Consider the following 15,541-nt stretch of genomic DNA (forward strand, 5'->3'; position numbering starts at 1 on the left):
CGCTGCCGTTGGCCATTACTTGCTTAAAACTGTGATTTATTGTCCCGTTATTGTGTGGCACGCTCTTAATACAATTCTTGTTGGGTTGGCAGGTTTACAGGAATGGCGTTTATCGCCACTAGTATGGGCTCGTCAGCCGGTTGGGGCCGCTTCTATTTACCAACTTGGGGTGCTGGGACACCTGGACCCAAACATCCTAGGGCTAATGATCGGTCTGGGTTTAGCCAGTTTGGTAATTTGCGTGTTGCTCGTTGAAGTGCTTCGCTGTCGTTCGTTTCAGGCACAGCTACTACAGGAAAATGAAAAACGGTCCCACGACTTGGCAACCCTCGGTGCAGATTTATTTTGGGAGTTAGACGAAGACCTAAAATTTTCCTACCTTTCTGGCAATTTCCACTACTTCCAACGGGACGATTTAGTGGGTAAAACTCCCTACCAGGCTCTGGTGAATCATTCTAAGCTGGAAGCCGATTGGGATTACTTGCAAGAGCGGTTAACCCAGTATCAGCCCCTAGAAAATTTTACGTTGCGGTTACAAACATCCGACACAACGCTCCGCATCTTTAAGCTCAATGCCCGTCCCCTGTTTGATCAACATCATCGCTTTCAGGGCTATCGTGGCCTGCAGCGAGAAGTAACAGAGGAATATAATCTGACCCAAACCATTGCTTATCAGGCTACCTATGATCCCCTGACGGGATTGATTAATCGGAATGAGTTTGATACCCGTCTGCGGCAGGCGATCAAACGCGTGCAGGAGAGAGGCATGCAATCTGTGTTGGGCTATCTCGATTTAGATCAATTCAAAATTGTCAATGATACAGCTGGCCATTTAGTGGGTGACCAGCTGTTAGCAGAGCTGGCTCAGCTCCTGCAGCAAAATATTCGTAGCTCCGATAGCCTAGGCCGACTAGGGGGAGATGAATTTGGATTGCTATTAGAGGGCTGTTCCCTGGAACAGGGGCAGCAACTTTCCCAAACCCTAGTCGACAAAATTAGTAGTTATCAGTTTATGTGGCAGGGGCGTCAGTTTCAGGTAGGCGTCAGCATTGGCCTAGTACCCATTTTGGCTGATGTCTCCAATGTGCTTGAATTGCTCAGCCGGGCTGATTTAGCCTGCTACAAGGCAAAGGATTTGGGTCGGAGTCGGGTGTACTTGGCCGATAAAAATGATACTGAACTGGATCGACAACATCTTGAATTAGTTCATATTGCCAATATTCCCCAAGCCATTGAAGAAAATCGATTTTATTTAATGGAGCAACCGATTATCTCCCTGTGGGATGACTCCCATAGTCATGTGGAGATTTTATTACGCTTGACAGATGAAGCGGGCAATATTGTCCATCCCCATCTATTTATTCCCATGGCAGAACGCTATGGCATGATTGGGCTGATTGATCGCTGGGTGGTAAAAACCGTGCTGACTAACTATCACCGCTATTACCCTGAGGCTCAAACGATTGTCGCCATTAACCTTTCAGGGAGTAGTTTGAGCGATGAACGGTTTACGGAGTTTGTGACTCAGCTGTTGCAACAATCGGCGATGCCTGCAGACCGGCTATGTTTTGAGATTACTGAGACAACGACCATTTCTCAGTTAGATCAGGCGCTGAAGTTTATCACCACTATCAAAGAGTTGGGGGTTACGTTTGCGTTAGATGATTTTGGGAGTGGTGTTTCTTCCTTCGGATATCTCCGTCAGTTGCCTGTTGATTACCTCAAGATCGATGGGGATTTGATTCGTAGTATTGAAACAGAAGACTATATTCCTACGATTGTCGATATGGTGAACCAGGTGGCCACCATGATGGGAATGAAAACCATCGCTGAGTTTGTTGAAAACGACTTGATTTTGGACCGGCTCCGGGAGTTGAACGTGGGGTATGTCCAGGGCTATGGCATTGGTAAGCCCAAGCCACTGCCCCGGTTTGATGCATAAGGTCTGTTGAAGAGAGGGTTTAAGGAGGTCGAGGCCTCTATGCTTCTGCCTCTAAGGGTTGTACCTGGGCTAACATCTCCCGTAGGACATTGCCTTCGATTACCTCTTCTTTTAGTAACTGCTGTGAAATGCTTTCCAGGATTGCTCGGTTACTCCGCAAAATTCCCAAGGCTTTTTCGTGGGCTGCCTCCACTAAGCCCTTGACTTCGGCATCGATGGCTCGGGCTGTTTCCTCACTCATATTGCGACGTGCATTCGGCATGCCGCTATCTAAAAATGAGCTTTGCTGCCCTTTGTCGTAGGCCAGGGGGCCAAGTACATCGCTCATGCCGTAGGTGGTGACCATTTGCTCGGCTACTTCAGTGGCCCGCTGGAGGTCGTTTGCAGCGCCGGTGGTAATGGAGCCAAAGACGACTTCTTCGGCGGAACGACCGCCCAAGAGGGTAGCAATTTGTCCTTTAAGTTCATCGGCACTACGTAAAAAACGATCTTCCGTTGGCAGTTGCAGGGTATATCCTAGGGCGGCCATACCCCGTGGAATAATGGAAATTTTCTCCACTTGGCCACCTCCTTCCATGAGGGCTCCCACCATGGCATGGCCTACTTCGTGGTAGGCAACAATTTCTTTTTCCTTATCGTTGAGTACGCGGCTCTTTTTCTCTAGACCGGCAACGACTCGCTCAATGGCTTCGGCAAAATCCGCTTGGATGACTGCCTGACGGTGATTGCGCGCTGCCAGTAGGGCCGCTTCATTGACCAGATTGGCCAAGTCGGCACCGGCAAATCCAGGGGTGCGGGTAGCGATCGCATTTAAATCCACATTCTCCTCAAGCTTTACTTCTTGAGCATGGATTTTGAGGATGGCTGCTCGACCTTTGAGGTCAGGACGGTCCACCAATACCTGGCGGTCAAATCGACCGGGGCGAAGTAGGGCTTGGTCTAGGGTTTCTGGTCGGTTAGTGGCGGCCAAGACGATGATGGTATTTTCCCCAGCACTAAAGCCATCCATTTCGGTGAGCAGCTGGTTTAAGGTTTGCTCCCGCTCATCGTTACCCCCGTAAAACCCACCCGAAGCACGGGATTTACCGATGGCATCCAATTCATCAATAAAGATAATACAAGGCGCTTGCTTTTGGGCCTGCTCAAACAGGTCGCGGACTCTAGAGGATCCCACTCCCACAAACATTTCGATAAATTCGGACCCGGAAATACTGAAGAAGGGTACACCGGCCTCTCCGGCTACAGCTTTTGCGAGTAAGGTTTTACCCGTGCCTGGTGGGCCGATGAGCAGCACGCCCTTAGGAATTTTTGCCCCGATGTCGGTAAACCGCTTCGGCGTTTTCAAAAAATCAACGATTTCCACCAGTTCAGTCTTGGCTTCCTCCACGCCAGCCACATCTTCAAATGTGATTTTGGTGGCTTCGTCTTCGACATACACCTTGGCTTTACTTTTGCCGATGGACAGTGCCCCCTGGGGACCGCCACCTTTGGCTAGGAAAAAGCGCCACACGGCAATAAAGATTAACGGCGGAATCACCCAGCTCAGGAGGCTCCCAATCCATTGGTTCTGAGGGGGGGGAGTCGCTGCGAATTCGACACCGTTTGCTTCCAACAAATCGGGTAACTTGAGATCAAAAATCGGTGTAGTGGAATAGACCGTACTGGGTTGTCCCAACTCATTTTTGACCTGATAGCGAATTTCGTTTTGCCCCACAGATGCCTTAATTACCTCGTGCTCTTGCACCTGGTGGATAAACATGCTGTAAGGCGTGCGTGGCGTTTGCTGAATCGGTAGAAAAATATTGACCGTTAGCAGTATGGCCCCTAACAGCAGTAGCAGGCTGCTAATTTGTTGGGAACGCGGTGGACGAGGGTTTTTATTGACTGGCATGGGTTGAAATTCCTTGCAAATGTGTCCTTAGCCTTAGCCTATCAACGTAGCTGGAGAAAAAAACTGATTGAAAACCGTACACCATCTGTCGGGTTTTCAACGCTTTTTGCCCACAGTAGTAAGGATGGATGGAACGGTCGAGTGCCTCTGGCAAAGACACGATTAGGGCAAGAGGCAGCCAAAAGCCGTGCCAATTTTAAAGGGTTTGGCCAATATGGATAGCTGCGGCCTGGCGGGGAGGGACTGCAAACTTAGCGCTACCATTTTCGTCCACCACAATTGAGCTATGGCAGTCGTGGGTGAGGCCGTCGTCGGTGGCAGGCCTGACGGGAGCTGTGGCTGTTTCCGCTGATAAAACATTGCAGTAGAGTCCAGGGGGCAGCCCCGTCATTAAGGTTTCGGTGAGGGGGGTTGTTTCGTTGTTAATCACCACAAAGCCACGCGTTCCTCGGGCAAAGGCAATTTGGTTATTGCCGTTATCCCACCAGTGGTCAATGGTCGGCGCACTCTGGGTGACGTTGCGAAACTCTACCATGTGGGCAATGTTCGGCCAGCGATGCTCACAGACCCAGTCATGACCACAGCTGACGGGTAGGGTTTGGCCATCAGCTGTGGCGGGGGGACCTACCCAGTTGCCCACTTCCCTGGGCCAGTTGTAACTGGACATTACTTTGGGAATACCGTAGGGCCATGCCAGCATAAATACGTTGGCTAATGTGTAGCTGGCGCCATCATCTGCTGGGGTATCGAAAGTAACTATGTTGCGATCGCGCCCCCGCTGGGTGACGTGGTTATCGGTAAACACCACGGCCTGATGGCTCGGCATCAGGTTCCAGGCTTCGCCAAACAGCATGAGGTTTTTGAGCTGTCCATGGCGGACCTGTTCACCGAGGTTGCGACCGTAATCAAATTCGGTGACTGCGCCATTCCCCAAATAGTCACTGGTTTTGACGGAGTCAGATCCGGTATCAGCGACTGCCTGATAGACAAAAGGGCGACCACCGTTGGCATGGAATTGGGGATTAAGGGGCTGGAGCTGACGGACAATTTTGGCCAGATCTTGGGGCGGAGTATGTTGGGCCGCTTCAATGTGGAACCCTGCCACACCCAGGTCTAGGAGTTGATTTATCGCCGTGGCAATCTCAGCCTGCACCGACTCGCTGCCCGTATCCAATCCCGGTTGTTGCCATGGGGTAGCCCCATGGTCATAGGCAACGTCGGTAGCATTGACTTGGCTGCGGCTGGCAATGCCCTGGGCGGCCCCGGTGTTGGCTAGTTGGTTAATCACCACATCGGCATAGACCTTGACCCCTGAGCGATTACAGCGACTGATCATGTCTGTCAGTTCGACCTGACTGCCACTGCGACTCGATAGTTCATAGCTAACAGGCTGATAGCGCTGATACCAGGGGAAAGGGTTGGTGTCCTCGGCAATGATGCGATGTTTATGGGGTGGAGAAATTTGTACAGCACCATAGCCATGGGGGCCTAACCAGGTCTCACATTCCTGGGCAACATCTGACCAGCGCCATTCAAATAGCTGCACGATAACAGTATGGGTGTTAGGCATTTGTCGAGCCCCAGCGGTTGGAGAAAGCTGGGCGGCGACTTGACATCCCCCAAGACCGAGGGCACAGACCGCAGGTGCCAATTGTCTGGCTAAGGTTGCCAGGGGACTGGGCCTCACCTGAGTAACCCTTGGGTTTCGCTGCCTGCGATCGCAGGCAAATGATTCCTATGAACAGTCGAAGCAAGCATTCAAATGTCTCCAAAAATATTTATTCTCGGTTACGTATTATCTCCGATCCGTTACCCTGCAACCAAGTATTATTTTTTACCTAGCCATGCATAATTATCCGTTGGATTGCTGAGGCCTTTTCAAGGCTGCAGAACTACGTTACCTAATAGAAAGACCTGTTCCCAGGGGGGAGACACCCCTAAAAACAGGTCTTTCTATTTTAAAAGTTGAGAATAATCTAGGTAAAATCCCCAGGCAATCCAAACAGGCCTCAGACCGGGATGGGTGTTTACCAGCCCTGGTCGGCTTTTGCCAGGACGTAGGCCGCAACGTTATCAATTTGCTCAGCCGTTAGCCGATTCCCAAACGCAGGCATGGCACCATTGCCATTTGTCACTTGGGTGACAATGGCTGCAGCGGTATCTTTCCCATTCGCAGATAGGTCAGCCTGCTTGAGGGTCTTGGCGGAATTCACCACATTCCCACCGCCAATGTGGCAAGCTGCACAGGTAGAGGCAAATACCTGTGCACCAGCATCAGCATCCGCCGCCAGGGCTGGGGAGGCCATGCATAGGGCAGTTGCTACGAATGCCAAGACCATAGCCAAAATAGATTTCATCGGGTACTCCTCTCAAAAAAGTCATCGTTTGAGGTCAACCCATGGCAGCTAAAAGCTTCTAGGTTAAACCAGGCCTATCGTCCTCGGTTTTTTTTGCCCCAGTCAAATGACATTCGGTCAAACATAAACAATTGTGAAGCTTGAGGCAATGAATTCCCAGGCAAATTGCTCCCGCTGACCTGGGGTCATAGAACCCTGGGTGAGATTTCTAGAACCTCTATTTTTCAGGGCATTGATTTTACTTTTCCCCGACCAGACATGGGGCGGATTAGATGTTCATGCCCCCGTAGACGATTCGTCTGATATCGCGGTTGGTGCTGAGTAATGCTTTATTTTTTGTTTATTTGTCTACTGAGACAGCAGGCATCATAAAATAATGAAGCACGGGTAGTTAAAAATGCTTAACTATCTCTAAATTCAACCTTGAGAAAATCACCATGACCTTTTTCAACCGAGCTTTGCGAGCCATGGGTGCGTTGTTAGTGACAGCTGCTCTGGTTTTTGCAGGCACTGTCTTCAATGCCGCTCCTGCCTACGCTACTGATCACACAGTCAAAATGGGATCCGATGCCGGTCTGTTGGCGTTTGAGCCGGCAAATATCACCATCAAGGCTGGCGATACGGTCACTTGGGTTAATAACAAAATGGCCCCCCACAACGTTATTTTTGATGCAGCTGCAGTGCCTGGTGGCAAAGATGTTGCTGATGCCCTATCCCAAGTGCAGCTAACCTTTTCCCCCGGTGAGTCCTACTCCTCCACATTCTCTGAACCCGGTGAGTACAGCTACTTCTGTGCTCCTCACCGTGGTGCTGGTATGGTTGGCAAAATTGTCGTTGAGTAATTCAATCTACGGCCTATAGCCCATGACGCATGGGGCTAGATAGGTTTAATCCATGAGCTTAATTCGTGGATTTAATAAAAAGACCGGCCCAGGCCGGTCTTTTTTGTGGGCAGATTTAGGTTTTGGCTAATAGGGGGGCTGCGGCTAGCAGGGTTTGGGTATAGGGGTGTTGGGGGTGTTTAAATAGCTTTTCTGTGGGTTCTAGTTCCACAATTTTGCCCTCGTTCATGACGGCGATGCGATCGCAAAGATACCGAGCCACCCACAGATCGTGGGTAATAAATAAATAGGTCAGATCCAGCTCCTCCTTCAGCTCTAGCATCAGTTCTAGGACCTGGGCCTGAACGCTCGCATCCAGCATGCTGACCGGCTCATCACAGATTACCAATTTAGGTTTAGTAATCAACGCCCGTGCAATGGCCACCCGCTGCTGCTGCCCGCCGGATAAATCGCTGGGATAGCGATGGTAGTAGTCCTCGGTGGGCGTTAGCCCCACCCGCTGTAACATGGACTGGACCTGCTGTTTCGCCTCCGAGGCCGTGGCCAGACCATGGATAATTAACGGATCAGCAATCCCCCGCCCCACGGTCATCATCGGATTGAGGCAGGCGTGGGGGTCCTGGAAAATCATTTGAAAGTTGCGGCGCTGGGCCTGGAGCTGAGACCGTGCCATGCCCACCAGGTTTTGTCCCATGAATTCTACCCGGCCAGAGGTGGGCGGAATAATCTGCATCAGCGTTCGGGAAAACGTGCTTTTGCCACAGCCAGACTCCCCCACTAACCCCAATATTTCGCCGGGATGCAAATCCACCGAGATGCCATCCACTGCCCGGATGGTGTCCGGCGGTGTCCGGTTAAACAGCTTGGCAAGCAGATTTTGCTCGATGGTGTAGTGCTTGACCAGATCCTGCACCCGCAGCAGAGGGGTATCTAGGTTGACGACCCCCACCACGTCCTCAGCTTCGTAGTTTTGGAGCTGGTGAGCCGCTTTTAAAAGGGATTGGGTGTAGTCGGCCTGGGGGTGATACAGCACCTGCTCGGTGGGTCCTAGCTCCACCAGTTTGCCCTGGTACATGACGGCGATGCGATCGCAATATTCCCCCACCAGGGCTAGGTCATGGGAAATCAAAATCAGGGCCATGCCCCGCTCCCGGCACAGCTGGGTCAGCAAGTCTAAAATTTGAGCCGAGATGGTCACATCCAGGCTAGTGGTGGGTTCATCCGCCACAATCAGTTTGGGGTTGAGCAGGAGGGCCAGGGCAATGGCCACCCGCTGCCGCATGCCGCCGCTAAATTCGTGGGGATATTGCTCCCAGCGGGTGGCGGGAATGCTGACGGAGGCTAGGGTTGCGATCGCAATTTCCTTCGCCCCTTGCTTAGATAGATCAGACCGATGGGCCCGCAGGGTTTCCACACAGTGATCGCCAATGGTCATCAACGGATTGAGTCGCGTCATGGGATCTTGAAACACCAACGACACCGCTTCCCCCCGAAACCGACGAATGTCCTGGGCTACCATGCCAAACACATCTCGTCCCTCAAATAGGGACTTTCCCTCCGTGCGACTGCCTCCCGGCAATAATCTGAGGGCCGCCCGGCCCAAGGTCGACTTGCCACATCCCGACTCCCCCACCAACCCCAGCATTTCCCCTGGCTGTAACGATAGGGAAACATGATCAACAGCCCAAGTGGTCTGGCGTGGATAGGCCACACAAAAGTTATCAAGTTCTAGGAGAGGGGGAGCCATGGAATGTGAATGGAGGACAATGTCTAAACTATTTCTAAACGGATTTCTCGTTGATTTCCTGTCGACTCAAGCCTGCGACGGGCTGAGACCGCGATGGGTTGACCACGATCAAACAGATATGAGCTGTGCTGACCCGCCCCCTACTGCTCAAACCGGCGCATCAAATAGGCCACCCCAAAGTCGCCATTGGGATGTTTCTCCAGCAGTTTTGCCAGCTCAAACAGTTTCTCTGCAATCTCAGGCCCCAGCTTGTCCGCCGTGGCTGCCCGTTCACGGAACTCGGCCTCCGCACTGCGCACATAGTTGTGCCACTCATCGGTAAACAGAACCGGCACATAGGCACTCAGACCCAGCTCATCCAGTACGGCCCATTCCCCCTCGTCGTACCAAGTTCCCCTGCAGCCCGGGCAGCGTTCAATAAAAAAAGCTGTTTTCTGTAGGTTGATCCGCTCCCGCACCAGGTAAAACCCACAGTGGGGACAGAGTCCAGCCCGATTGTCGTAGCGAGAGGGCTGATAATCAGCGCTGTGGTTAATCGGCACCGTTAAATTTCTGATCCCCATGGACGGATCTGCCTGGGTCGATTGCCAGGCTTGATAATCGTCAGCCGCTACCCAAGACCCATGACAGATGGAACAGCTGTGGGAGATGAGCCCTGCTGCTAGCTGTTCTGTCAGCAAAGGTTCCTGTGGATGTTTCGGACAGAGCATCGCCCTCGTGAGTAAAGTACACAAACAATGGTTGGCAATCAAAGCATCAAAGGTAGTCGACCTAAGCCGTCTAAATCGTTTCCACCTCCAGACTTTAGTTTTTCGGGCCCAAAAACTCAAGCATTAAAGTCATTCTTTGACATCACTCTTGGTGCTGTCCAGATCAGCACGCCTAGGTCTGTACATTATTCGCCAAGAGGGACATCATAACTTGGGTAAAGCCCTGCAATTGCCCTAATCGATGCTCAATTTGCCCTAGACGTTGCTGACGGGTTTGACCCTGACGGGCTGCTTGAACAAAGCTGATTTCCACGGCCAAAAGTCGCATATGACGTTGCATCTCAGTGATCGCTGAAAGCCATTGGGACCGCTGCTGCGGTAGATCCAGCTGGGTCACCAAGGGCCATAGCTCCTGACGAAAAAAGGTCTGTAGGCTATGGGCCTGCTGGGCCATGGTTTCTTGCCCCATCACCCGCTGTAGCTGAGTTAACCGTTCTGCATAATGGACGAGGGTCTGGTGGGCATGGGTAAATGTCATGATTTAATAATAATGTGAGAATTTAATAAAACCGCCTCAACTAAAGCCTTGATATCTATAACTTTTAAACTTTTAATATGAGTAGCTGACTGATTGGCAATCAGGCCAATCCCTGATAGGTCACGAGATCCATCATGGCCTGGGTAACTGGCTCAAAAGATTCAGATCACCCCATCAGATCACTCCTTTAAATTATTAAGCCCAATGGTTTCTTGCTAGCTATTGGCCCATTCAGTGTCAGGTTATAATTGTAAGAATTTATACGCTTAACCTGTCTGTCCTGGAAATAACGGGGCAACTGTCCTGGGCAAGATAAAGCTTGAAGAGTTTATCTACCTAGCCACAGGCATAATTTTTCATTTCAAGACGATAAGACTCAGACAGCTCATGGCAAGCCTGTCTGGATAGTTAGTTGTACCTATCTAGATTTTGTATTTGCCCCAGAGCCCATGCGCATCTTCTCAGTTTTTATCCTTTCCCTCTATTCACCATGATCTCAGCCGCCCCTGCTATTCCCCACGACTGTACCTTGCCTACCTGGCTCAGGTCTTGCATCCTGGAACACAGTCAGCTGCCCAAGGCAGAATGCGAAAAGGGTACGGCCCCGATTGAACTCCCTAAAGACAACAATCAGTTAGTGTGTCGAGCGTTTGAGTTTGCCTATCAGTTGCACAAAGGGCAAATGCGCGCTTCTGGGGAACCGTACATTGCCCACCCAGTGGCTGTGGCTAACATCTTGCGTGGTCTAGGGGGAGACAGCGCCATGATTGCTGCGGGCTTTTTGCATGACGTGGTAGAGGATACGGATGTTACGGCGGATGAAATTGAAGCTCACTTTGGCACTGAAGTTCGCCAGATGGTGGAGGGGGTGACCAAACTTTCAAAGTTTCAGTTCAATAGCAAGACGGAACGCCAAGCAGAGAACTTTCGCCGCATGTTCTTGGCCATGGCCCAGGATATTCGCGTCATTGTGGTTAAACTAGCGGATCGTCTCCACAATATGCGCACCCTGCAGCATATGCCGCCGGAAAAACAGCGACAAAAGGCCCGTGAAACAATCGAAATCTTTGCTCCATTGGCCAACCGCCTGGGGATCGGTCGGATCAAATGGGAGCTGGAAGATCTTTGCTTTAAGTACCTGGAAGATGCAGCTTATAACGAGATTAAAAGTCTGATCTCTGAGAAACGCACGGATAGAGAATCCCGTCTGCAGCAGGTGGCTGACCTATTAAAAACGAACCTAGAGGATGAAGGGATCAACTGTGTTGACATCAGTAGCCGTCCAAAACATCTCTACAGCATCTATCGCAAAATGCAACGGCAGCAGAAGGACTTCCAGCAGATCTATGACATCGCAGCCGTACGCATTATTGTCGGCACAAAGGTGGAATGTTACCGAGCGCTGGCAGTGGTTCACGACAGCTTTAAGCCGATCCCTGGACGATTTAAGGACTATATTGGTCTCCCCAAGGCTAACCGCTATCAATCCCTCCACACGGCGGTGATCGGTGCCCAGGGGCGTCCCATTGAGGTGCAGATTCGGACGATGGAGATGCATCATGTGGCCGAGTACGGGATCGCTGCCCATTGGAAATATAAGGAAACCGGCAATAGCAATACTAAGGTTAATGCCGAAGATGAAAAATTTACTTGGCTCCGTCAGCTGCTGGAATGGCAAAACGAACTCAAAGATGCCCAGGAGTATCTAAGTGACGTTAAGGACAATCTCTTTGATGAGGAAGTCTATGTTTTTAGTCCCAGGGGGGATGTATTTGCCCTCAGCCAAGGGGCTACCCCCGTAGACTTTGCCTATCGCATTCACACTGAAGTGGGAAATCACTGTTGTGGGGCAAAGGTCAATGATCGCATCGTGACTCTGGATACTCGACTGAAGAACGGCGACATTGTGGAGATTATGACTAACAAAAATAGTCATCCCAGTTTGGACTGGCTAAATTTTGCCGTCTCTGCCGGTGCTCGCGGTCGTATTCGCCATTGGTATAAGCAGTGTCACCATGACGAGAACATGGCCCGTGGCCATGCCATGTTGGAAAAGGTAATGGGTAGAGACGGTTTGGATGCTCTGCTTAAATCTGCCCCAGCGCAAGAAGCGGCCCAACGGAGTAATTATCCCTGTGTGGAAGATATGCTGGCGGCTTTGGGATACGGCGAAATTACGCTGAATTCTGTGGTTAATCGACTGCAGGAAGCCACTAAGGAACTGCAACCGATAGAAGAGATCGACTCTGAGACCCTAGTTGAACAAATCAATGTGCGGACTAAGTGGGGTGGGGATGCGGCGGTAAATAACGATTCCGGCAGCTCTATCATTGGTGTGGAGGGGCTATTGCATCACATTGCGGGCTGCTGTAACCCGCTGCCTGGGGAATCTATTCTGGGGGTGGTGTCCCTGGGGGCGCGGGGGATCGCGATTCATCGCCAGGGGTGCCCTAATGTGGCCTCTGTGCCTGGGGATCGATTAATCCCCGTCCGTTGGAATACGGCTGAGACGAGTACCGGGCGTCCTCAAACCTATCCCGTGATGCTCAAACTTGAGGTGATTGACCGGGTGGGCGTCCTGAAGGATATTTTGAGTCATCTGTCGGATCTAAAAATTAATGTGCATCGGGCGACGGTGACGACATTTCCGGATCAGATTGCTGAGATCGACTTGGGAATTGATGTGAAAGATCATGCCCATTTTGATCGAACCGTCAAAAAGCTACGTAAGATGACTGATTTGCTCAAGCTTAAGCGCATCAGTCAGATGGATTAGGTGGATTAGATGCATTCGATTGGTGCAGGATAAGGCGATTGCCTCTGGGATCGTAGGCGTAGATTTCTTGGCCGTGGCTGGCATGGGTAATGCTGCCCGGTGGTGGGTAGCCCAGGTCTGTGAGGGTGGCGATCGCAACCTGTAAATTTGCCACTTCCAAACACAAGCTCATACTGCCAGCGGGGTTGGAAAATTCCTGCCGATGGTCAGCACTCGGTTTAAACAACGCTAACTTCAGACCCGGTAGCCAGAACTCGGCATAGCGTTCTGGCAAATGGCTGTGGGGAGAGTAACCCAGCAGACCCTGATAAAAGGCCACCAACTCTGGTAAATCCTCACTGGCTAGGGTGACATACAGGGTTTGGAGGGTCAGGGGGCTCTCCCCTGTTTCCTGATTCCTCCCCCCTTTCTCCTGGCTATGATCCATGGCTATTACTCCACCCTATTTCCCAATACAAAACCGACTAAAGATCTCATCCAGCATGGATTCGGTCATCTCTTCCCCGGTCACTTCCCCCAAGGCCCGAATGGCATCGCGCAGATCAATGGTCCAAAAATCTAAGGGCAAGCCATCTGCCATGGTTGTTTGCACCTGTTGGAGAGCAGTCTGAGTCCGAATGAGGGCGGCGGCCTGGCGCTGATTGATGGCCAGGTCTGTATTGGCGGCTATGGCATGGCCCGCTTGCACAATCCCTAGGATGGCCTGTTCCAAGTCCTCGATGCCGGTGCCCTGGGCGGCGGCGGTTTGGACAATGGGCACGTTGGTGACGGGCAAATTGATGGGCGGGGCGATATCAATTTTATTGAGCACCAAGATATGGGGCTTGTGTTTAATGGTGCCGTATAGGGTTTCTTCGGCGGCGGTCCAGCCCAGGGTGCCATCGATGGTTAGGAGGACTACATCAGCATTTTGGGCGGCGGTTTGGGAGCGTTCAATGCCCATTTTTTCCACCTGATCCGTGGCGTCTCGAATGCCTGCCGTATCTAGGACCTGGACGGGAATACCGCCGACCACCAGATGGGATTCCACCACATCGCGGGTGGTGCCTGGGAGGGCGGTGACAATGGCGCGATCGCAACGGCTCCAGGCATTGAGCAAACTAGATTTTCCCACATTCGGCTGGCCAATAATCGCCACTTTCAGACCGGCCCGCAGCAGTTCCCCTTGGGGGGCCGTGGCTAACGTATGGTCCAAGTCCGCCAGGATGCTCTCCAATTGATGACGCACATGGTCTTCATCCAACGGCGGCAGATCGTCAGCAAAATCAATTCGGGCCTCCACCTCCGCCAGCACATCTAAACAACGGCTGCGACATTGGCGAATGACCTCTGTCAATTTGCCCCGAATCCCCGCTAAGGCGGCTTGGGCTGCCTGGGGTGACTGGGCCCCGACTAAATCAGCGATGCCTTCGGCCTGGGTCAGATCTAAACGTCCATTGAGAAAAGCCCGCAGGGTGAACTCCCCTGGTGTCGCCAGCCGTGCCCCCTGGGCAATGCATAGTTGCAAGACCTGCTGCACCGCCATGATGCCGCCGTGGCAGTGAAATTCCACCACATCTTCGCGGGTGTAGGATCGGGGGGACCGCATGAGTAGCAGCAGGGCCTCATCCACGGTTTGCTGATGGTCGGGATGGGTGATGTAACCGTAGAGAATGCGATGGCTTTCCCACGGCCCTGGACTCTGGAAAAGCTGCTGGGCAATGGTAACGGCGGTGGCTCCCGACAGGCGCACAATGCCGACACTGCCCTGTTGCGGCACAATGGCGGTGGCGATCGCGGCAATGGTTTCTCCCTGTACCACCGTTTTCCCTGTCCTGGTCACCCGTGCTCTCCTGAGTTACTAATCATTTGCACCAACCTGGCACCCTACCCTATGCCACCTGGACCTCAGGGACATGAGGAAGCACTAACATCGCCTCTTTTGTCATAATTAATCCTAGTAGGTCATGACCGGTAGGATTGGCCCATGCATAATACCTGGGACGTCGTCCCTACTGTGCCCCCTATTATCCAAGGAATCCAGCTGTAGTGACTCCAAAAGGTTCTTTTAACGACAATCAACCCGGTGCTCGCAGTCTCCGACCCTTGCCCGGTCTCGCCCGGCATAAACGGTCTAAATTTCGGCGTCTGTTCAGGTATATCCATATACGCTTCATTCGCCTACGGAGTCATCCTAAAGTCATTGCCAGGGGACTAGCCGCCGGAGTGTTTGCCGGTAGCTATCCCCTATTTGGCCTGCAAATGTTGATAGCAGTTGCGATCGCAGCCACTATCCGAGGCAATAAAATCATTGCCGCCGCTGGCACTTGGATTAGTAACCCCCTGACCTACGCGCCGATTTATGCCTTTAACTATCAAGTGGGTCGCAGGATTTTAGGTCAATCTGCAACCACCAGTCTCAGCAATCGTTCTCCCCAGGAATGGATGAGCATTGGCTTTGACATTACCCTGGCATTAATGGTCGGTAGTACCGTTGTGGGCCTGATCCTATCCATCATTAGTTACTACGGCTGCCTCCGTTGGGCATATCATGTCAAGTCGAACCGTATTAATGGGTAGTTCTGCCGATCTTCCTCTAGTGTTAGCTTGAGTAAAAACCCGCTAATATAAGGAAATTAACTCAAAAACCTCCAGCAGCCTTTGCCATGCCCAGAATGGCGAAAATACGACAGGTTTCACCTGGACCGTGATTTAGTTTATGGGCCGCTACCCGTTACTAGGCATACTGTCTTTAGTTG

At 51.7% G+C, this 15,541-nt stretch carries 12 protein-coding genes; 4 read left to right on the forward strand and 8 right to left on the reverse strand.

What is annotated here, in order from left to right:
• Positions 1–31: 31 nt before the first annotated feature.
• On the forward strand, positions 32–1,942 hold the full coding sequence (locus VB741_RS04960; protein WP_323364037.1) for an EAL domain-containing protein: 1,911 nt from the start codon (positions 32–34) through the stop codon (positions 1,940–1,942).
• 37 nt (positions 1,943–1,979) lie between these two features.
• On the opposite strand, the gene ftsH is transcribed toward VB741_RS04960, so the two are convergent.
• The 3 genes from ftsH to petJ form a co-directional block, all read right to left on the reverse strand.
• Positions 1,980–3,833 (reverse strand): ATP-dependent zinc metalloprotease FtsH, encoded by a 1,854-nt coding sequence (ftsH, locus tag VB741_RS04965; protein ID WP_323364038.1) that lies wholly within the window; start codon positions 3,831–3,833, stop codon positions 1,980–1,982.
• Between the two features lie 196 nt (positions 3,834–4,029).
• Positions 4,030–5,520 carry an alpha-amylase gene (locus VB741_RS04970; RefSeq protein WP_323364039.1) on the reverse strand — a complete coding sequence of 497 codons (1,491 nt, stop codon included), beginning with the start codon at positions 5,518–5,520 and terminating at the stop codon, positions 4,030–4,032.
• A 340-nt stretch (positions 5,521–5,860) separates the two neighbouring features.
• Positions 5,861–6,190, reverse strand: coding sequence for a cytochrome c6 PetJ (gene petJ, locus VB741_RS04975; protein WP_323364040.1), 330 nt, complete (start codon positions 6,188–6,190; stop codon positions 5,861–5,863).
• Positions 6,191–6,627: 437 nt separating this feature from the next.
• Between petJ and petE the strand changes: the two genes are divergently transcribed.
• A complete protein-coding gene (petE, locus tag VB741_RS04980; protein ID WP_323364041.1) occupies positions 6,628–7,032 on the forward strand; it encodes a plastocyanin in 405 nt (134 codons plus the stop codon).
• Between the two features lie 115 nt (positions 7,033–7,147).
• Here the strand turns inward: petE and VB741_RS04985 are convergent, their stop codons facing one another.
• From VB741_RS04985 to patD, 3 genes are all read right to left on the reverse strand, one after another.
• Entirely contained in the window at positions 7,148–8,779 is a 1,632-nt protein-coding gene (locus tag VB741_RS04985; protein ID WP_323364042.1) for an ABC transporter ATP-binding protein, read from the reverse strand.
• A gap of 140 nt (positions 8,780–8,919) precedes the next feature.
• The gene (locus VB741_RS04990; RefSeq protein ID WP_323364043.1) at positions 8,920–9,459 is read right to left on the reverse strand and encodes a hypothetical protein; all 540 of its coding nucleotides are present in this window, start codon (positions 9,457–9,459) and stop codon (positions 8,920–8,922) included.
• A gap of 202 nt (positions 9,460–9,661) precedes the next feature.
• Positions 9,662–10,027, reverse strand: a complete 366-nt coding sequence (patD, locus tag VB741_RS04995) for a heterocyst frequency control protein PatD (RefSeq protein ID WP_323364044.1) — start codon at positions 10,025–10,027, stop codon at positions 9,662–9,664.
• Positions 10,028–10,517: 490 nt separating this feature from the next.
• Here patD and VB741_RS05000 point away from each other — a divergent pair, with 490 nt between their 5' ends.
• Positions 10,518–12,803, forward strand: coding sequence for a RelA/SpoT family protein (locus VB741_RS05000; protein ID WP_323364045.1), 2,286 nt, complete (start codon positions 10,518–10,520; stop codon positions 12,801–12,803).
• Here the strand turns inward: VB741_RS05000 and VB741_RS05005 are convergent.
• Together VB741_RS05005 and mnmE are read right to left on the reverse strand one after the other, a co-directional pair.
• Positions 12,787–13,230 carry a VOC family protein gene (locus tag VB741_RS05005; protein WP_323364046.1) on the reverse strand — a complete coding sequence of 148 codons (444 nt, stop codon included), beginning with the start codon at positions 13,228–13,230 and terminating at the stop codon, positions 12,787–12,789. The two genes, VB741_RS05000 and VB741_RS05005, sit on opposite strands and share 17 nt — an antisense overlap.
• Before the next feature lie 15 nt (positions 13,231–13,245).
• Positions 13,246–14,625, reverse strand: coding sequence for a tRNA uridine-5-carboxymethylaminomethyl(34) synthesis GTPase MnmE (mnmE, locus tag VB741_RS05010; RefSeq protein ID WP_323364047.1), 1,380 nt, complete (start codon positions 14,623–14,625; stop codon positions 13,246–13,248).
• Between the two features lie 206 nt (positions 14,626–14,831).
• Here mnmE and VB741_RS05015 point away from each other — a divergent pair, with 206 nt between their 5' ends.
• A complete protein-coding gene (locus tag VB741_RS05015; protein WP_323364048.1) occupies positions 14,832–15,362 on the forward strand; it encodes a DUF2062 domain-containing protein in 531 nt (176 codons plus the stop codon).
• The last annotated feature ends 179 nt before the right edge of the window (positions 15,363–15,541 follow it).

Source organism: Leptothoe sp. PORK10 BA2 (assembly GCF_034932105.1).
Classification (GTDB): domain Bacteria; phylum Cyanobacteriota; class Cyanobacteriia; order Phormidesmidales; family Phormidesmidaceae; genus Leptothoe.